The sequence below is a fragment of the Ruminococcus flavefaciens MA2007 genome (assembly GCF_000621845.1).
Lineage (GTDB): Bacteria > Bacillota > Clostridia > Oscillospirales > Ruminococcaceae > Ruminococcus > Ruminococcus flavefaciens_E.
Genome location: NZ_JHXF01000007.1, coordinates 134,990 through 155,321 on the forward strand (window position 1 = coordinate 134,990; position 20,332 = coordinate 155,321).

Consider the following 20,332-nt stretch of genomic DNA (forward strand, 5'->3'; position numbering starts at 1 on the left):
GCTCCTTTCAGTTTTGTGATTGGTCGATAACGCAGTCGATAGCGATTATTACTCCCAGCGCCATGACTGTATCCTGTTCGTATGCTATGTCTATTTCAAAGCTGTCGCCCCATGTCATCCAGTGCTTGTGGATAGAAACAATGTACTTTCCGCCGCAGGTTATCCTGTAGTCGTGAGCGAAGATGTCTCCGTCTATATGCCAGCCCAGTCCCTCGACGCGGTAATTCTGACTGAACAGAGTGAACTCCTTTACTACGTCAGCCATGTACTGACCGTTGATGTAAACCGAGAAACGCGGCATAAGATGCAGAAGTCTCTGCTGTACGAAGCCTACTTCACAGCGATTCATATCGTAGATGTGCATTCTGCGTCCGAGAGAGAATATCTCGCCCTCAGCAACGAAAATCACGTTTCCGAATTCGTCGAAAATATCCGTGCGCTGTTTGAATGAGAATACCCTTTGCTTAAAATACAGTTTCATATAAAAACCCCCATATCATTATATATCTGTTACTGTCTGCCCAGCTGCCAGAATGCAACTGCGCTTGCGGCGGCGACGTTCAGGGAATCCACTCCATGAGTCATGGGTATCTTCACTGTATAGTCGCAGTCCGCAATGGTCTTGTCAGCAAGTCCCTCGCCCTCAGTACCGAGAACTATCGCCAGCTTGTCTATGCTTGTGAGCTCGGGTGCGTCAATGCTTACCGAGTTGTCGCTGAGAGCCATAGCAGCCGTGGTGAACCCCATTTCACGGAGCTGCTGTGGGTAGTCGTCATTGCTTGAAAGATAACCCCACGGTATCTGGAAAACCGTTCCCATACTAACGCGGGAAGAACGCCTGTACAGCGGATCAGAGCAGGCAGGCGTCAGCAGTACGGCGTCCATATTGAGAGCCGCCGCGGAGCGGAAGATAGCTCCGATATTGGTGGGATTTACAACGTTTTCCAGAACTGCGATACGCCGAGCGTTTTTGCAGAGCTCTGCAATATCCGCAGGTCGTTTTCGCCTGAAAGCACAGAGGGCTCCGCGGATAAGCTTGAAGCCTGTGACTTTGGTTATCTCGTCGTAATCTGCGATATATACGGGAGCTTCGCCGCAGCGCGGTATAAGCTCTTTCATCTGTCCGTCAACGTCGCGGCGCTCCATAAGAAGCGCATATGGCTCATAGCCTGAATTGAGAGCCCGTTCAATTACCTTGGGACTTTCCGCTATGAACAGTCCGGGCTCGGGCTCGAAATAGTGGAGCAGCTGGGGCTCGGAAAGCAGCGCGAATATTTGCAGCACATCGGTGCTGTTATTGTTTATTTCGATGATATCTGACATATTATGCCTTTCTTTTAATAATTTGATGAACCCATGAAAGAGATTCCAAAGGGACTGTGTTCCTTTGGTCAGGTCAAGGGTGACTCCCCACAGGGTGGGGAGATGTCGCAACGCGACAGAGGGGACGGACCCGATTAGGGGGACAGCCCTTGCAGGGTTCGGGGCAGCGCCCCGAGATACGAAGGCGCCTCGCAAGGGGTGAATTTAAAAACAGTCCGGTGGACTGTTTTTCAAGAGGGTGACTCCCTGCTGTGCAGGGAGATGTCAGCAAAGCTGACAGAGGGTGCCGGACACGATTAGTGTCGCCTTGTAAGAGAAGGCGTCCCCTACTAATTACTATAATTATATCAGTTTCCCCTGATTTCGTCAATATCCGCAGTCATAACTCTTTTTATCTTTTTCTATGGCTTTTTTAATTGATATGTGGTATAATAAGATTACATTTTATCAAGGAGTTTTTACCATGGCTACAAATGATATAAACAGAATGAAAGAGCTCAATGAGCTTCTTGCAAAGGCAGCGGACGCCTACTATAACACAGGCGTGGAGATAATGTCCGATAAGCAGTACGATGACCTCTACGACGAGCTGGCCGCTCTGGAAAAAAAGACGGGCGTTATCCTCAGCGGCAGCCGTACTCAGCAGGTGGGCTTCGAGGTCTCATCGGGACTGAAAAAGATAAAACACCCCTCAAAAATGCTCTCCCTTGACAAGACAAAGAGCGTTGAGGAGCTTAAAAGCTGGCTTGGCGAGCACAAGGGATTTCTAAGCTGGAAACTGGACGGACTCACCCTTGTCCTGACCTATGAGGGCGGCGAGCTGGTTCAGGCTGTAACACGCGGAAACGGTGAAATAGGCGAGGATATCACTCAGAATGCCCGTCACATAAAGGGCATACCTGCACGTATCCCGTTCACGGGACGTCTTGTTGTCCGCGGCGAATCACTGATGAAATACAAGGATTTCGAGCGCGTAAATGCGGAGATCGACGACGGCTCAAAGTACAAGAATCCCCGAAATCTCTGCGTTGGAACTGTCCGCAATCTGGACTCACGGGTTACTGCCGAGAGAAATATCAACTTCTTTGCTTTCAATCTGGTCTCCGCCGAGGGCTATGAGGAGAACTCATTCTCTGCCCGTCTTGACTGGCTGGAGCAGCAGGGCTTTCAGCGGGTTTACGGCATAACTGTCACCTCTGATACCGTTGAGGGAGCTGTTGCTGACTTCGAGAAAGCTATCGCCGATAACGAATTCCCCTCGGACGGACTGGTGCTCATGTACGACGACGTGGCATACGGTATCAGTCTCGGCGAGACCTCTCACGCACCGCGAAACGGTATCGCGTTCAAGTGGCGCGACGAGACAGCCGACACTACTCTCCGCGAGGTAGAGTGGTCCGCAAGCCGCACGGGACTTCTCAATCCTGTTGCCATTTTTGATCCCGTGGAGCTGGAGGGAACGACTGTTTCAAGAGCTTCTGTCCACAATCTCAGCATAGTGAAGCAGCTTCGTCTCGGCATTGGCGATACGCTGACAATTTTCAAGGCGAATATGATAATCCCACAGGTTCTGGAGAACAAGACAGCTTCGGGAAATCTTGAAATACCTGCGGTCTGTCCTGTATGCGGTGAGCCCACTGAGATACGCACCTCCGACGAGGACGTTGAAACTCTTGTCTGCACGAATAAAGCTTGTGCAGCCAAGCATATCGGCAAATTCGAGCATTTCGTACAGCGTGATGCCATGAACATAGTCGGAATGTCAACGGCTACCATAGAAACTCTTGTTTCCGAGGGCTTTGTCCGCGAGTTCCGCGATTTCTACCACCTTGACGACCACAAGTTCAAAATTGTCGTGCTTGAGGGCTTCGGCGAGAAGTCCTACCAGAAGCTTGCCGACGCAGTTGAAGCTTCACGTAATACCGAGCTGAGCCGCGTGCTCTACGCAATGGGCATACCCAATATCGGCAGACAGGCTTCACGTCTTATCTGCGCTCAGTATCCCACAGCCGATGAGCTTGAACATCTGACTGTTCCTGAGCTCACAGCTATCGACGGCATAGGTGAAATCCTCGCCAATGATTATGTGAAATTCTTTGCCGACGAGAAGAATCTTGCGGAGTATCATGCACTGCTTGCAGAGCTCCACATTGAAGAAGCCGCCGCAGTAAACAGCGAGTCCGCAATTGCAGGCAAGACCTTTGTTATCACGGGTTCTGTGCATATCTGGAAGAACCGCAACGAGCTTAAAGCCTTTATCGAGCAGAACGGCGGAAAGGCGGCAGGCTCTGTGTCTTCAAAGACAGATTACCTTATCAATAACGATAATACCTCCAATTCCGCAAAAAACAAGACTGCCAAGGAGCTCGGTATTCCGATTATTACCGAGGAAGAATTTCAGGCAATGGTTGGAAATATATAATTCAGGGACGAGTTCCGCTCGCCCGAATTAAAACGGCAAAACGCCGCACTTACACATGAAAAAACGGAGCAATTATGCTCCGTTTTTTATTTGTTTATCACGGGCGGATAATATCCGCCCCTGCTTATTTACCGCAGTATACTTCGATAGCCGCCGCTGCGAAATCCGCAGTTCCCCTGCCGCCGACCTTGTCGATATTCTCGGATATCTCTCCGCCGCCTGCGTACATCTTCCCAAGTCCTGCAAGTATCTTATCCGTGCAGTTATAAAGGTGCTCGGTTATGAAGCTCTGAAGCTTCTTCACCATAGCCTGCGCCTCTTCGCTTTCGGGACTGCCACCCTTTAGCTCTCCGAACTCCGCAAACAGCGACATAAAGCGCTCCATGAGCTGCTGCTCCTCCTCGGGAGTCCGCTTGCTCTCCTTTTCCTTGAGCTCTTTGTATTCGGGAGTATTCCCCCACTGTTCCTTTGCTCTTTTTGCGTATTCATCAAGCTTTGATGTGTCAAATGCTGAAAAATTCACTGCTCTCACTCCTAATAATTTTATTCCGCGAGCGAAGCTGATGAGGTTCTCAAGGTGCTGTTTTTTCAGTTCAAGGAGCTCTATCTGCTGCTCCAGAGCCTTTTTGCGGTCGAAATCGGGACTGCTCACTATGCGCACTATATCTTTGAGCGGAAACTCCAGTTCGCGAAAAAGCAATATCTGCTGGAGCCGTTCCAGCGCCGTATCGTCATACAGCCTGTAGCCGCCCTCGGTATGTGACGCAGGGGGCAGAAGCCCTATCTCATCGTAATATCGGAGAGTGCGTATACTCACTCCCGTAAGCTCGCTGACCTGCTTGACCGTCATCATGTTTACCACTCCTCTCGTGTGATTTCAGTATAGACCATGACGTAACGTGAGAGTCAATAGCATTTTTCATCTTTGTAGGAAGTTACAAAAATCGCAGAAACGATTTGTGCATCATTACATTATTATCATTTTTTAACAGGGTGCCGTATAACCGTTTTCAGCTTTTCGGGAGCTGTTTTTCTCGGGTCTGAAAGGTATATCTCATGGTGCTGACGCTGATGAGTTATGTCAATATCATAACCCATGGACTCCGCGTAGCTGTCCATAAGGGCAACAGTTGCAGGCTCGTCGTCGTATGAGCCCATGTGCATACACTGAACGCAGAGCCCCTCCTCCACGGTAATGAACTCCACCTTTGAGAAGTCAAGTTTTTTCTTCTCCGCCGCCTGTGCCACAGCCCAGTCAAAGTCGGCTTTTGTAACAAAATCGGGCACTCTTATCATAGCTGTCCATTTCAGGTCGCTCTTGCGGCTATAGTCGATACCGACTTTGCCTTCCTGCTCCCAGAAGCCCTCCAGCGGCGGCACAACATAGTCAAAATAGCCCTCGATACGGTAGTCGGTCTTTTTGCTCATCTTGATAGTATAGGCAATGCCGTAGAGAAGCTCCAGAGCCTGCTTATACTCGCCGCCCTCCTCGTTGGGATCGCCCTTTCCGCGGACGGCAATGAAGTTCATAATCGGAATGTCCACTATCTGTGGTTTGTTCTTTGGTAAGTAGTATTCCTTGTACTCTTTTTTGTAATCAAATGCCATGACCGTGCTCCTTTCATAAATATGATATCAGTATATCACAGTACCAATTCTGTGTCAAACAAATGAAACTTCGTGAAAGCGATTGACCTTTCGTGATATAAATGCTATAATACAAGTAATATTGAAAAACAGGAGATTTCCATGAACATAAACAATAACGCCGCACTGTCCCTGCGCAAGCTTGCGGACAGCGATATGACAGAGTCGGAGTTCCTCCGCTCGGTAGAAAACAACCTTATCCCCATGCAGCAGTTCTTCACGTATTACAAGTGCGCAATAATGGAGATAGAGACCAAGTTCCGCGTACTCAACGAGCAGTTCTCAATAAACGGCGAGAGCAACCCCATAGAGTTCATACAGTCACGTATAAAGAGCTACGGCAGTATCTACCGCAAGATAATATCACACAACATACCGCGCAACCTTGAAGCTATTGAGAGCACCATTTCCGATATCGCAGGCATACGTGTAGTCTGTTCATTCGTGCAGGACATCTACCGCCTTGCAGACTGCTTTTTGCAGCAGGACGACATCTTCCTCATCAAGAAAAAGGACTACATAGAGAACCCCAAGCCCAACGGCTACAGAAGTCTTCACCTTATCGTTGAGGTGCCTATCTTCCTCGAAAACGAGAAGCGCCTCGTGAAAGCCGAGGTACAGCTCCGAACTATCGCAATGGACTTCTGGGCAAGTCTGGAGCACAAGCTCCGCTATAAGAAAGACCTGCCCCAGTATAAGCTGGATATGCTGACGGACGACCTGAAAAAATGTGCTGACCAGAGCGCACAGTGGGATATCCGTATGCAGGCTATCAAGAATATAATCGAACATGACTGAAAAAAGCCTCTTCTCTTGCACTGAGAAGGGGCTTTTTGGTAATATTCTGCACAAAAAATCACAAACATATATTTTTTCGACATATTCCGTAAAAAAACAGTTGAAATTTGTTCACATTTGTGGTATATTAAACATAATAAGTATGTATCAACAGTTGATAATTATAGATTAATTACATACTTCAGGGGAATATTAAAATAAATAAGGAGGAATTACTTATGAAACGTTTCGTTTCAGCAGTTGTTGCCATTATGACAGCAGCTATGTCCATGGGAACTATCGTTCCCTCAGCAGTCACAGCCGCAGATGTAAAATTTTCAGGCAATGAGTGGACCGGAAAAAACGGCGCAGAGGACGTTTTCGCAATAAACCGCGAAGCCGCTTCCTGCAATCCCGTACCATTCCAGGACACCGAATCCGCTGTAAATGCAGTCTGGGACTACAATGCACGTGAACAGTCAGAATATCTTCAGATGCTCACAGGAAAGAACGAAAACTGGGATCTGGTAGTCGTTCAGAACTCTCAGCAGGCTCAGAATCACATCAATGCAGGCTGCTTCAATCCCAATTATCAGCCGTCATCCGCGCAAGGGTGGAAAACGGTGCAGCTCCCGAGAAGCTGGACTCGTCTTGGCTTTGACTTCTCTATCTACACCAATGTCGGTCAGCCGTGGCAGTCAAAATACGACAGCTACGTTCCTGCACCGCAGGCTCCCACAAACTATAACCCTGTTGGACTGTACCGCAAAAAGTTCACTGTTGACAGTAAAATGAAGGCTTCAGGCAGACGCATTTACCTCGAATTCGACGGCGTTGAGTCCGCTTACTATGTATACGTCAACGGCAAGGCTATCGGCTACAGCGAGGACACATTCAGCCCTCACAGATTTGACATCACAGACGCTCTCACCGACGGCGAGAACACTCTTGCAGTCGAGGTACACAAGTTCTGTGACGGAACATGGTTCGAGGATCAGGATATGATCTACGACGGCGGTATCTTCCGTGACGTTTTCCTCGTAAGTGCTCCCGAAATGCAGATAAGGGACTATAACGTAAAAACAGACCTTGACAACAGCTTCACCAATGCAAACCTTGAGATCTCTCTGGATATACTGAACCGCTCAGGCAATGCCAAGAACGGCTGGAGCGTTACTGCCGAGGCTTACGATGAGGAAGGAAACAATATCCTCAGCGGCGCCTCCACAAAAATAGACAACCTCAACGGCGGCGGCAAGAGCACCTGCACTATCAAGACCTCAGTCAACTCACCAAAGCTCTGGTCAGCTGAGACTCCAAATATCTACGCTCTCGTTCTTAAGCTCACCGACGGAAGCGGAAACGTACAGGAGATACTCTCATCACAGCTGGGCTTCCGCGAGATAAACTTCACCCGTGCAGAGGTCGACGGCTCATACAGACTGACCACAAAGCAGTGGCAGCCTATCACCATAAACGGCAAGCGCCTGCTCCTTAAAGGCGTAAACCGCCATGATACCGATCCCTTCTACGGAAAAGCTGTTCCGCAGGATACGATACGCGAAGATGTTTCTATCATGAAAAAGAACAACATCAACGCTATAAGAACATCACACTACAGCAACGATTCTTACCTCTACTGGCTCTGCAACAAGTACGGTATGTATGTTATGGGCGAGACAAATATGGAGTGCCATGCCCTTCAGGACGGCAAGAACAACAATACAAAGGCTCTGTTCTATGAGCTGGCTATGGACAGAACAGAAACAGCCTTCAAGCGTCTGAAAAACAATCCTTCTATCGTTGCATGGTCTATCGGAAACGAAATGGGCTATACAGGCAACGCAAGCGACGCAGGCGGTATGTTCCGCGATATGATATGGTACTTCAAGAAGAACGACTACACCCGTCCTGTACACAGTGAAGGTCAGGACAATGCAATGGGCGTTGACATGAAGAGCAATATGTATCCGGGCTCGGGCAATATAGCCTACAATGCAGGTCAGGGCAAGATGCCCTACGTTATGTGCGAGTATGACCATGCTATGGGCAACTCCGTGGGCGCTCTCAAGGAGTACTGGGACAATATCAGAAAATCCGACAATATGATGGGCGGATTCATCTGGGACTGGGTTGACCAGTCAAGAGCTGTCAAGGTACCTAACGGCGGCTGGGACTATTACTCGGAGTCCTACGCACAGGCTAACCTTTACAAGGACGAGGCTAAGGGTAATTACTACGGCTATGGCGGAGACTGGGGCGACCGTCCAAATGACGGAAGCTTCTGCGAGAACGGACTCATCAGCCCCGACAGAACTCCTCAGCCTGAGCTTGCCGAAGTAAAGTACCAGTATCAGAATTTCTGGTTCTCTGCTGATGCTTCACAGCTGGAAAAGAAACAAGTCGGCGTATATAACGAAAACAACTTCGTGAATCTCAGCAACTTCGATGTTACGTGGAAGCTGCTCCAGAACGGTATTGAGATACAGAGCGGCAAGGTAGAAAATCCCGATGTTGCTCCTCTCACAAGAGGTACTATCAGCGTTCCGTATTCACTTCCAAAGAAATATCTGGCAGGCGATGAATTCTTCATCGAGATCTCAGTTGCTACAAAGAACGGCACTGAGCTCGTTCCCGAGGGCACTGAGATATCCTACGGACAGATAGCACTTCAGGGCAGCGGCTCAACTGCAAGATTTGACAAGGGCAGCGAGCCTGTAACTATTGTTGATACTCCAAGCGGCTATGTTCCTACAGGCAAGGACTTCAACTTCATCATCGACAAGTCAACAGGTCTTATGAAGACCTATGCATACAAGGGCGACGCCCTCATCGACGAGGGACCGACTCCCAACTTCTGGCGCGGCAATGTTGAAAACGACACAGGCTGGGGCGCTAACGGCTTATACGACAAAAAGTGGCGCGACGCCATGAAGGGCGCAAAGTGCAACGCTATCGACGTCAAGGACTTAGACGGCGGCGAGAAGCAGATAATCTCACACCTTTCACTTCCGAATGCAGGCGGCACTACAGTTGACATCACATACACTATCCACTGCAACGGCACAGTTGACGTTGAGTTCAACGTAAACGCAATAAACAAGGGACTGGGCAACTTTATCCGCGTGGGCTCGTTTATGAAGCTCCCAGCAGGCGCAGAGAAGCTCAGCTGGTACGGAAACGGTCCTGTCGAGACATTCAACGACCGTAAGACCAACGGCAGACAGGGCGTATGGGAATCCACAGTTTCAGAAATGTTCTATCCTTACCTCAAGGCTGACGACTGCGGAAACCTCACAGACGTCAAGTGGATAGCCGTTCAGAACGAGAGCAAGGGTTCAAGCCTTCTCATTGCCGCTGACGGAAAAGTAGAGGCAAGCGCTCTCCACTTCATGCCCGAGGATCTCCAGAATGCCGACCACCCATACAAGCTGAAGCCAAGAAGCGAGACTATCCTCAGCGTTGACTACGGCTCAATGGGTACAGGAAGCGCTACCTGCGGTCAGGGTACTCTTGAACAGTACAGACTTCCCTCAGGCAGACCTTACAGCTGGAAATACACCATTATCCCTGTAGATTCATCAAGCACAGGCAAGGATATGACCACACTCGCAGCTAAGCTCCGCTCAGACGGCGCAGTTATTCAGGACAAGAGCAGCAACGCTCTTACAGTTCCCGTTACTGCTTCAGCCAAGCTTGGCAAGGACAGCGGCGGCGACAGCTACGTAACAGGTTCAGTTACTATCCCTCACAACAGCAAGCTTGATTCAACATTTGAAGGCAAAAATTCCTTCACTGTAGAAGCTAACATAGTTCCCACAGGCTCGCCTGACTTCAATATGTTCGCAAGCAAGGGCGACTACTCCTTCGGCCTCAGAGCAGATCCTTCTCAGCTCTACTTCTTCATCTATGCAGGAGGAGGCTGGCATTCAGTAAGTGCTTCACTTCCTTCTGACTGGTTAGGCAAAAAGCATCAGGTAGCAGGTGTATATGACGCTGCAAACAATATGCTCCGCGTATATGCAGACGGCAAGATGCTCGGCGAAAAGGCAGCAGGTACAACATCAGGCGTTGAAAAGTCAGCCTATAACCTTACTATCGGCGCTTGTCCACAGACAGGAAGAAGCTCACAGGCTCAGTTCTATGAAATGAGAGTTTACAGCAAGGCGCTGGACGCTTCAGAGCTTGCTTCACAGAACACAAATTCACCTAAATACGCTCCCGACAGTGAGTACGTTCAGCTCTGGATCGACTTCGACAACATGGCAGAGGCTTCAAACGACGATCCTGATCCTGTTCCCGACGCAGAATACGGCGACGCAAACTGCGACGGCGAGGTAGATATGTCAGACGTAGTCCTCATCATGCAGAGCCTTGCAAATCCCAACAAGTTCGGACTTGACGGCTCAGACGAGAAACACATCACAGAGCAGGGACAGCTCAACGGCGACGTTGACACCTCCGCAAAGGGTATCACCGCAAACGACGCTCTCCGCATACAGGAATTCCTGCTTGGCAAGGTAACTTCACTGAAACCGGAGTCATAATTAAACAGACAGAGCCATGACGACTTGTCATGGCTCTTTTTTTATGATCGGTACTCATTTAAGCTTTAATGGGCTGATAAAAAAATGGGGGCGATGTAAAATCGCCCCCTAAATCTTAGTTCTTAGCTCTTATTTCTTATTTCTTAATTATCGCTTTACGGTAGCTTACAAGGTCAAACGGATCAATATTACCGTCGCCGTTCATATCAGCTATCTTAGCCTGCTCCTTGTTGAAAGTCTCAACACCGAGGATATACTTCTGCATGAGCACAAGGTCAGCCACGTTGAAAGCTCCGTCCTGATTCAGGTCGCCGATGACCTCCTCAAACGGGATAGCCACTGCGATACGGTCTATCGACGGACCGTTTCCGCTTGCGTTGTAAAGCTTGATAGTGTTATTGCCTGCTTTAAGCGTCACCTTTGTATCCGCCGCTGCAATGCCAGACCAGTCGTTCCTGTTGGCGTACAGACCGTCCAGTCTGCCTGCGTTTGTGCCGTTAACGTCCACGCTGAGACTTCTTCTCTCGCCTGATACATAGTAGATACGGAGAGTGTACTCCCCTGCCTTGTCAACATTGACATTCTCGAATGTAACTGCATTATCAGCTCCGCCGCCGATATAGCCTACATAGGCGCTGCCTGAGCTGTACTTGCCCTGCTTGCCTGATGTAATGGAAGCCTTGCCTGTGATCTTAGCCTTTTCAGCCTCATAGAACTTGAAATTGCTGTAAGGTGTTGTAAGCTTCATGCCGCTCTTTGTTATCTTCATAGCAAAGCCGCCGTTTGCAAGGAGATTCTCCTCTATAACATGGTCCTTGGTAAGGTCTTCGATTATCCTGAACTCTATCTCGCTTCCGTCCTTGTTGTCGCCGAAGATATAAGCTGTATATGTTCCGTCGTCGTCGATGAACTCGGAAAGCTTTACGCTGACCTTTCTTGCAGAGATAGTGGAAGCTCCCACATACCAACTGCTGCCGCTTCTTCTTGCGGTAACATTAAACTGCATGGGATAGCCGTCCAGAACCTTCATGTCGTCCCAAGCAACGGGAACGTCATTGAGGAATGGCAGAGCCTTGTTGCCCTGATAGGTGTATACGGAATGTGCGAAGTGCTGTATGCCCGACTCGATAGTTACAACGTCTGCAAGAGCAAAGCCTGCTGTTGCCTTTATGCCGTATATCGGTATGCCTGTAGGTGTGAAATCCGCCGAGCCCACAACGTTTCTTGTGAATGTATATGATACTCTGTTAGCCAGCGCGGGAGCCTCGAACCACTTGTAATACTCGGTTCCGTTTACAGCCTCGAATGAAACTATATTGGGATAAGTTCTGCTCTCGCCGCGAGGTATTGTACAGCCGTGGAAAAGCACCATGAGGTGATTCTCGGCAGCTATCTTTGCGCAGAGGTTCATCTGCTTCATGGTCTCCTGAGTGTCGCTCTCGTAGTAGTCTACCTTTACGCCGCTGACGCCCAGACCTCTTATGCGCTTGAACTCGCGGACTATAGTAGCCTCGTCAAGCAGCGAGTAATAAGGATATGCAGGATTGCCCTTGCTGTCCTTGTAGCCTGAGTGTCCCTTATTGTTTACGCCGTACCAGAGGTAAATGCCTATGCCTTTCTTTGAAGCATAGTCGCAAAGCTCCTTGACCTTTGCTTCGCTGTCGTCCCAGAGCGCCCAGCCGAAGTCGAGGCACACGAAGTCCCAGCCGTTGTCTGCTGCGAAGTCGATGTAGTCCTTCTGAGTGTGGTATTCAACAGGCGAATCGCCGCCGCTGCTCCACCATGACCATGCTGTTTTGCCCGGTTTTATCCAGCTCGTATCCTCGATGACCGAGGGCGGATTAAGGTTGAGTACAAGGTCGCTTGATGACATCTGGTCAAGACTGTCACCGATGACAACTGCTCTCCACGGAGTATGGAAAGCGCTGCCCATTGATATGCCGCTTACCTTGACGCCGCCCTTGAAGCGGAGACTGTGATAATTGCCGATAAACTGGAGAGAGCCTGCACAGTATGGATTGTCCTCGTTGAAAACGCTTGCCTCTGTTACAGTTACCCAGTACTTATCGTTGATAACGCCTGTATACGGACAGGAATAAGTGGCATTGGTCTCGTTTGCACGGTCTCTCGGCAGCTCCACCATGTCCCACTCATAAGTGGCATTAGGCCAGTTGCCCCAGAACTTGCTTTTGCTTGGGAAGATGACCTGACTGGTCTCCTCCTTTATTGTTGCGCCGTGGTCGAGAGCATATCTGAAGCCCATACCGTCGTCATATACGCGGAAGTAGACTGTCAGCGTGGAATTGCCCTTTTTCAGTGGGAAGGATATCTCCTTGTAGTTGTCACGAATCTTTGTGTGCTTGCCGTATGGCATATTGTAGGTCTCGTCGTGTTCAACAGAAACAGCCGCAGGAGCTGTCTGCGAGAAGCCCGACGACAAGTCCTCGGTAGTGGTAACGATACCAAGCTTTGAGGGCTCGATAACATTGCCCCATGTGCCGTGGCTCTGCTTTCTTACGGAGTAATAATAGCTGCCCCGAGCGTCCTTCCAGAACTTTGTGACGAGAGTACCGTCAGGTGATACAGTCTCGTACTCGGGTATGCTTGTGAGCGCCGTGCCGTCACGGGCTGTTGCAGTCTCCTCGTCGGGAACAGCCTCGCCCTCGGTAATGGTATCGGGCTCGAATGTGTAGCGATACTGCGGATCATCGGGCAGCTTTGCCGCCTGAGCCGCTGTAAGCGCATAATCGTACATCATTACGTCGTCAACGCAGGCCATGATATCATCGTCCGAGTAGACTGAATGTCCTATGGAATTGTATGTATATGAGGGAAGTGCGCCCTCGCTGAACAGGCTGTTCATTGTAGCGGAAAGAGTGTCGCTCTCGCCCTTGCTGAGAAGCTTGCCGTCCATATAGAACTCTGCGCTTTCGGGCGAATACACCGCCGTAAGCTCATGCCACTTTCCACTGTCGGGAGCAGTCTCGATATCGAAGATAGCACGGTGCTTCTCGTCGTTCTCGGTAGTAGTTCCCTTGCCGACGAAAACGCTTGTTCTGTATGCCTTTTTATCCTTTAAGTCAACGGAGATATCAGGCGACGAATAGCTCGGAGCAGCTCCTGCGCCGAATGGCACGGGCGAGAACTGATACAGTCTTGTGTAGTTCCCTGCTCCGCTGTCCAGCTTGAATTTCAGCGAAAAGCTGAAGCCCTTGTCACAGCCCTTTTCAAACATGGCAGGCAGCTGTAACCAGCCGCTTCCGAAGCCGCTTCCGTGAAGGTCAAGCACATTTGACCTGAGCTCACTGTCGTAAACTACCGATGCGTCAGAGCCCTTGATAACGGCTGTTCCCTCACCGCTGCCCTGATTTGCCACCTTGGCATTGTAGTAGCTTACCGCTGCGTCCACAGTGAACTGCTTCGGAACTATCCCCGAAAAAGACTGCGCCATAACACAGAGCGCCGCCGCAGTACCAACTGCTCGTTTGATCAAGTTTTCCCTCATAAGTATTCCTCCTTTACTTTGAAGCCCATATGCATATCCTTATGTGCATATTCCATATATTGTCGAGCTTCTTAGTGATAATTTTAGTCCCCTACGCACATTATAGCGCATTTTCAACAAAATATCAACCCTATATTTAAATAAAAGGTGGACATTTTACCATAAATAACATCTTTACATCATAATCCATATGTGATAAAATATCTGAGAGGTGATAATGTGGAAATTACTTACATTCACGAGCCTACGGACTTACAGTGCGGACAGGCTGTTCTGGCTATGGTACTGGGAAAAACGCCCGAATATATATGCGAGTATCTCGGAAATGACCGCGAGACCGACCTTAAAGAAATGAAGCGCACATTCCGTGAACACGGTGTTAAGATATCCGACGTGCGAAAGCAGGCAGAGCGCAGGGAGGAGCTCCCTCCCCTGTGTCTGCTCAGTCTGGAAACTCCGCGGTGCTGGCACTGGTCGCTGTACTGCGGAGGCACATTCTACGATCCCGAGCACGGTGTACTCAGCGACTTTCCACAGTGCAAAAGGAAGTATTACTGGGAGCTCACTTTCCAGCCGTGAATTTTTCAACGAAAAACAAAGCTTTTTGCAGGGAATTTTTTATTTTGGCGTATATTATAATTTATTGACACATTTCGTCAAAAGTGATAGAATAATATATGTATATGATTTTCAATGGAGGCAACAAAAGTGACAATAAATAAAAAGATAAGCATTATCATGGCTGGTGCTGTTTTAGCCGCCTGCGCAGGCTGTTCCGAGACAAAAAAGGTCGAAAGTCTCCCCCTCACACTGCTTGATACCAATATGAAGCCCGAGGAAGTAGAGATGAAATGGCAGAAGGACTACGAGACACTGCTCAACTCCTTCAAGAACTCAGAGCAGTATTCAAAAAGCTCTATGTTTGACCTTACCGACCTTACAGGCGACGGAACTCCCGAGCTTATAATCTCCCCCTCGGAGGACGTAAACGCTCAGTGCATAATCTATACCATGACAGGCACTGTTGCTGATAAGATCGCAGATATAGGCTCCTACGGACAGTTCGACTATCTCCCCGAGGCAGGTGCTGTAGGCTATTCCTACAACGGCGAAGGCTTCGTTGTCGGAGAATACCAGACTTTACAGGAGGGCTCCTTCCAGACTGCTGTAAGCTTCTACAACAACACTGAAAGCGCTTCTTCGGGAGCTGTCATCAAGTATCAGATAAACGGCGACGACGTTACCCTTGCCAAATTTGAAGAGGCTCTCCAGCCCTACAAGGAGGCTACAGCCTTTAAAACAGGCAGAAAATATACTTTCGGCGACGACGCTATAAAATACGCGATATACTACAGCGAAACATGGAACACTGTCCTCAGAGACGAGCAGAAACAGGCTTACCGTGACAGACTTTCGGCTATATTTGAAAATGCCGACCTTAAAGACGCCGCATTTGAGCTTGTCGACCTCGATATGAACGGCAATCCGGAGCTTGTGGTATCAACAGGTATCCTCAACGATTCTCAGGAAAGGATATTCTATTTCGACACTAACGACGTCAAGGAGATAGACTGCACCTGCGATACCGACGGCGGCATACACTACGATATGACATCAAAGGTATTCTACGCTACCGACTTTTACGGCGAGATGAAGTGCTGGTCTATGGCAGGCACTGATATAAACGGCTTTGCTCCTTCCGAGAGCAATATGAAATGCGGCAGAAAGAATCTGCTTACAAAGGACAGCGTTGCAAAAGCCTTTCTTTGATGAGGTAAAAAATGGCTAAATCAAAATATGTTTATACCTGTAATCAGTGCGGCTACGAAAGCACTAAATGGAACGGAAAATGCCCGTCCTGCGGCGCATGGAACAGCTTCGAGGAGGAGCTTGCTGAAGCTCCCGTCGGCGTCAGGAGCTCCGCTTCGTCAGGCTCTGCTCCCGACCTTTCGGACAATATCCTCGAGCTCGAGGACATCGGCGCAGACAGCGACGTCCGCTATGATACAGGTGTCGGAGAGCTGAACAGAGTCCTCGGCGGAGGTCTTGTGAAAGGCTCTCTTGTTCTTCTCGGCGGCGAACCCGGTATCGGAAAAAGTACTCTCCTGCTCCAGATATGCCAGTTTCTCGGCGAGGAGCACTCAGTCCTCTACGTTTCGGGAGAGGAATCCGCAAGGCAGATAAAGCTCCGCGCACAGCGCCTCGGCGTTGACACGGAAAACCTCTATATACTCACAGCTACCGACGCCGAAGCTGTCGCACAGACCATAGCTTCCAGCGCTCCCGATATCGCTATTATCGACTCCATACAGACCATGACCATAAGCCGTATCGCTTCAAGCGCAGGCAGTATCACTCAGGTCCGCGAATGTACCAATCTGTTCATGCATACCGCGAAAAATCAGGAGATACCTATCATCATCGTCGGTCATGTCAACAAGGACGGCGCTATCGCAGGTCCTAAGGTAATGGAGCATATCGTGGACGCTGTGCTCTACTTTGAGGGCGAGCGCCACCAGAGCTACCGCATACTCCGCGCTGTAAAGAACCGTTTCGGCTCTACAAATGAGATAGGCGTATTCGAGATGATAGACAAGGGACTCCGCGAGGTGGACAACCCGTCGCAGATGCTCCTTGAGGGACGTCCCCATAACGTATCGGGCACCTGTGTTGCCTGTGTTATGGAGGGCAGCAGACCGATACTTGCAGAGGTGCAGGCACTGGCGGCAAAGACCAGCTACTCCGCACCAAGACGTATGGTAACGGGCTTTGATTTCAACAGGCTCAATATCATTATCGCAGTCCTCGAAAAGAGACTGGGGATATTCATGGGCAGCCTTGACGTGTACCTGAATATCGTCGGCGGATTCCGTCTTGACGAGCCCGCAGGCGACCTGCCTGTGGCTATGGCGCTGTATTCGGGAATCATGGACAAGCAGATAGACGAGCAGCTCGTGGCTTTCGGCGAGATAGGTCTGGGCGGCGAGATACGCTCCGTATCCCATATCTCCCACCGTATCCGTGAGGCAGAGCGCATGGGCTTCAAGACCTGCGTTATACCCAAGCAGTGTATGTCCGCTATCAACGCAAAGGACTACGACATAGAAATAATCGCCGCAAGCACGTTAAAACAGGCATTTGCGGCTATAAAATAAGGATTCCGGCTCATAAATCTCGGCAATACCGAGGTTTATGAGCTTTTTTTACTCTTTTATATTGACAAAACAATTAATATGTGATATTATATAAAGGTTTGAAGCTTTCAAACGGTGGCATGGGGCATATTTTATTAAGGAGTGTTTTATATGCATAATTATGAGTATGTACCACAAAAAGTGGCAGAACCACTGAAAAAGGAAATCATTGAGCTACTCCACTTAGTTCAAGACGAAGTAAAACCGTATTTCACTTTCCGTTTTGATCCCGTCGGAAGTTCAAGCAGAAATATGATAACATGGGAACCTGACAGAAATATCGGCTTCGATTTTGATTATAATATTGAACCAAACGTTCCCAATGAAAAATACAAACCTTATGAAATACATAATATCATATTTGAAGCAATTCGCAAACATATGGGTAAATTTGGTTATTCAAAAATTGAAGCTTCTACAAGTGCTATTACTATTAAGGCTATTGACAGAGACAATCGGAGGATTGAACATAGCTGCGATTTTGCAATAGTTCACCATTTTAACGACGGTCAACAACAATATATAAAAATGGATAAATTCTATCGTACCACAATTAATTGGCAACTCCGAGATAATGATTATTACATAGATGAAAAGCTTAAATGGATAAAAAAGCACGGATTAAAGCCTAAGCTTCGTGAGATTTATTTAGATTATAAGAACCGTAATAATAATCCTCAAAAGAAATCCAGAACTATTTTTGCAGAAGCGGTAAACGATTTACACAACCAATACAACGGTTAAATAATGAAACTAAAGCTGTCAAGCTCGCACTTGACAGCTTTGTTTTATATTGACATTTTTTGTCGGATATGGTAAGATATTAATATACAATATCCACAGGAGGACATTTCCTTGAAATACAGAAAAATAACCGCGGTGCTTCTCGGTCTGAGCCTTTTTCTCTCAGGCTGCGGCGGCACTGTCGAACAAAAGGACAGCAAAACAGACAACACAGACATCACTTCTTCTCAGGAGGTGGCTACCGAGCCACTGACCGAGCTTACTGACGCTCCCAAGGCTCCCGAAACAGAGCCCGTAACGGTAACTGAGGCGGCTACAGCCGCTCCCACGACTGAGGAGCCTCAGACTGCGGCTCAGACTGTTAATAATACAGAAAACAGCAATAACAGCGGCGCAGATGAACAGCCGCAGGAAAACAACTCCGAATCAGGCAATGAGGACTATCAGCCCACAGTTACAACTGCGGCTTATGTACATACTTCAAAGCGCACAACTGCCTGTACTACCACCACAAAGCATATCACAACAACGACGACTGCTAAGGCAACTCCAAAAGATGTGCTGAAAAATATGACGCTGAAACAGAAGGTCTGCCAGATGTTCATGGTCACTCCCGAGGCTATAACGGGAATTTCTCCCATGACAGAGGTTGGAAACGGCACTAAAAACGCCATGAACGACTATCCCGTTGGCGGTATCATTTACTTCTCTCAGAATCTCAGCTCCCGAAACCAGATAAAGACAATGATAAGCAATACTCAGGGCTTCTCCCGTGAAGCCTGCGGCGTCGGACTTTTCATCGGCGTTGACGAGGAGGGCGGAAAGGTGGCAAGATGCGCTCAGAATCTGGGCACTACAGCCTTCAAGCCTATGGAGCAGTACGGCAAAGAAAACAACTACAAGACCGCCTATGATATCGGAGCAACTCTCGCCAAAGACCTGAGCAGTCTCGGCTTCAATGTGGACTTTGCTCCTGTTGCAGACGTTAATATCGACAGCGGCAACGAGCTTGGCGACCGCATTTTCAGCAGCGACGCCAATGTAGTTGCAAATATGGTCAGCGGCATCTCAAAGGGCTTGCAGGATAACGGCGTAAGCGCTACCCTCAAGCATTTTCCCGGACTTGGCGCTGAAAACGGCAATACTCATACAAACTCCACGGTAATCATAGACAGGACACTTGAACAGCTCCGAAATACGGAGTTCGTCCCCTTTAAAAAGGGCATAGACAGCGGTACTGATTTTATCATGGTGGGACATCAGTCCGTTACCAGCTTCGGTGACGAGCTGCCCTGTGACCTTTCCTACAAGGCAGTAACGGAAATGCTCCGCGGCGAGCTGGGCTTTGACGGTATCGCCATAACAGACGCTCAGCAGATGAATACTATCTCAAAAGTCTACACCTCGGGAGAAGCCGCAAAGCTTTCCATAAAGGCAGGCATGGATATCATACTCATGCCCGTTGACTACAGAGCTGCCATAGACGAGGTATGCAGAGCTGTTGAAAGCGGCGAGATACCCGAATCACGTATAGACGAGAGCGTTATGAGGATACTCATGAGAAAGAACAGGCTCGGTCTGCTGAAAAAGTGACGTATCTGTAATATAAAAGTCACTGTGCTGTCATTCTGCTGTGCTATACTTTATTCAAAGCTAAAGCTTTACGCAGAAAGGAGCACAACTATGAAAAAACGCAGTATCATCATCACATCAGCAGGAGTTTTAACACTTTCAGCCGCATTATTCGTCGGATTCTGGGCACGGCAGTACAATAAGCCCTATCCCGCAGGCACTGTGGACAAGGCTGTCGTAAAGCCTATATCCTCGGAGATGTTCACCGAACAGGACTACAGTGACGCGGTTGAATGCGTCAAGGACTTCTTCCCCGAATTTGAGACCTGCGACCTGTTGGAGCTGCGCTATGCAGGAGACGCGGAAACAAAGCTGGAATCCCGTGACTCACAGAACGAAAACGAAGAATACATCGTGCTTATGTCGGATTTCTATGTAAATAAGCTGGAAATATTCCAGAATGAAAAGTCAGCATGGCAGCGCGACTACACCTATACAGACTGGAGCTGGATGCTTGCCCGCACAAAGGGCACTTCCGACTGGATAATATGTAATTACGGCTTCGGCTGATAAATCATACCATGTCCTTCTAAAGCTGTGG

General features: G+C 48.8%; 14 protein-coding genes. 9 read left to right on the forward strand and 5 right to left on the reverse strand.

The genetic code is table 11. The annotated features are described in order from the left end of the window. Positions 1 to 7: 7 nt before the first annotated feature. A complete protein-coding gene (locus tag T497_RS0103820) occupies positions 8 to 481 on the reverse strand; it encodes an LURP-one-related/scramblase family protein (RefSeq protein WP_028514472.1) in 474 nt (157 codons plus the stop codon). A 29-nt stretch (positions 482 to 510) separates the two neighbouring features. Continuing rightward, complete coding sequence (locus tag T497_RS0103825; protein ID WP_028514473.1) at positions 511 to 1,323, reverse strand: TrmH family RNA methyltransferase; 813 nt, start codon at positions 1,321 to 1,323, stop codon at positions 511 to 513. 463 nt (positions 1,324 to 1,786) lie between these two features. On the opposite strand from T497_RS0103825, the gene ligA reads away from it, so the two are divergent. Continuing rightward, on the forward strand, positions 1,787 to 3,745 hold the full coding sequence (gene ligA / locus T497_RS0103830) for an NAD-dependent DNA ligase LigA (protein ID WP_028514474.1): 1,959 nt from the start codon (positions 1,787 to 1,789) through the stop codon (positions 3,743 to 3,745). Positions 3,746 to 3,869: 124 nt separating this feature from the next. Here ligA and T497_RS0103835 read toward each other — a convergent pair whose 3' ends face one another. Then, entirely contained in the window at positions 3,870 to 4,598 is a 729-nt protein-coding gene (locus T497_RS0103835; protein ID WP_028514475.1) for a MerR family transcriptional regulator, read from the reverse strand. A 125-nt stretch (positions 4,599 to 4,723) separates the two neighbouring features. Next, the gene (locus tag T497_RS0103840) at positions 4,724 to 5,353 is read right to left on the reverse strand and encodes a GyrI-like domain-containing protein (protein WP_028514476.1); all 630 of its coding nucleotides are present in this window, start codon (positions 5,351 to 5,353) and stop codon (positions 4,724 to 4,726) included. Between the two features lie 141 nt (positions 5,354 to 5,494). Between T497_RS0103840 and T497_RS0103845 the strand changes: the two genes are divergently transcribed. Both T497_RS0103845 and T497_RS0103850 read left to right on the forward strand, forming a co-directional pair. Further along, positions 5,495 to 6,190 (forward strand): GTP pyrophosphokinase, encoded by a 696-nt coding sequence (locus tag T497_RS0103845; RefSeq protein ID WP_028514477.1) that lies wholly within the window; start codon positions 5,495 to 5,497, stop codon positions 6,188 to 6,190. A 218-nt stretch (positions 6,191 to 6,408) separates the two neighbouring features. Further along, positions 6,409 to 10,716, forward strand: a complete 4,308-nt coding sequence (locus T497_RS0103850) for a glycoside hydrolase family 2 TIM barrel-domain containing protein (RefSeq protein WP_028514478.1) — start codon at positions 6,409 to 6,411, stop codon at positions 10,714 to 10,716. A 136-nt stretch (positions 10,717 to 10,852) separates the two neighbouring features. Here the strand turns inward: T497_RS0103850 and T497_RS0103855 are convergent, their stop codons facing one another. Further along, positions 10,853 to 14,221, reverse strand: a complete 3,369-nt coding sequence (locus T497_RS0103855; RefSeq protein ID WP_028514479.1) for a glycoside hydrolase family 97 catalytic domain-containing protein — start codon at positions 14,219 to 14,221, stop codon at positions 10,853 to 10,855. A 219-nt stretch (positions 14,222 to 14,440) separates the two neighbouring features. Between T497_RS0103855 and T497_RS0103860 the strand changes: the two genes are divergently transcribed. From T497_RS0103860 to T497_RS0103885, 6 genes are all read left to right on the forward strand, one after another. Then, positions 14,441 to 14,800 (forward strand): hypothetical protein, encoded by a 360-nt coding sequence (locus T497_RS0103860; protein WP_028514480.1) that lies wholly within the window; start codon positions 14,441 to 14,443, stop codon positions 14,798 to 14,800. Positions 14,801 to 14,929: 129 nt separating this feature from the next. Next, on the forward strand, positions 14,930 to 15,991 hold the full coding sequence (locus T497_RS0103865) for a hypothetical protein (RefSeq protein ID WP_028514481.1): 1,062 nt from the start codon (positions 14,930 to 14,932) through the stop codon (positions 15,989 to 15,991). An 11-nt stretch (positions 15,992 to 16,002) separates the two neighbouring features. Next, a complete protein-coding gene (gene radA, locus T497_RS0103870) occupies positions 16,003 to 17,376 on the forward strand; it encodes a DNA repair protein RadA (protein WP_028514482.1) in 1,374 nt (457 codons plus the stop codon). A 150-nt stretch (positions 17,377 to 17,526) separates the two neighbouring features. Continuing rightward, positions 17,527 to 18,159 carry a hypothetical protein gene (locus tag T497_RS0103875; protein ID WP_028514483.1) on the forward strand — a complete coding sequence of 211 codons (633 nt, stop codon included), beginning with the start codon at positions 17,527 to 17,529 and terminating at the stop codon, positions 18,157 to 18,159. A gap of 111 nt (positions 18,160 to 18,270) precedes the next feature. Beyond that, complete coding sequence (locus tag T497_RS15725) at positions 18,271 to 19,752, forward strand: glycoside hydrolase family 3 protein (protein WP_051530510.1); 1,482 nt, start codon at positions 18,271 to 18,273, stop codon at positions 19,750 to 19,752. A 90-nt stretch (positions 19,753 to 19,842) separates the two neighbouring features. Beyond that, positions 19,843 to 20,301 carry a hypothetical protein gene (locus T497_RS0103885; RefSeq protein WP_028514484.1) on the forward strand — a complete coding sequence of 153 codons (459 nt, stop codon included), beginning with the start codon at positions 19,843 to 19,845 and terminating at the stop codon, positions 20,299 to 20,301. Positions 20,302 to 20,332 lie beyond the last annotated feature (31 nt).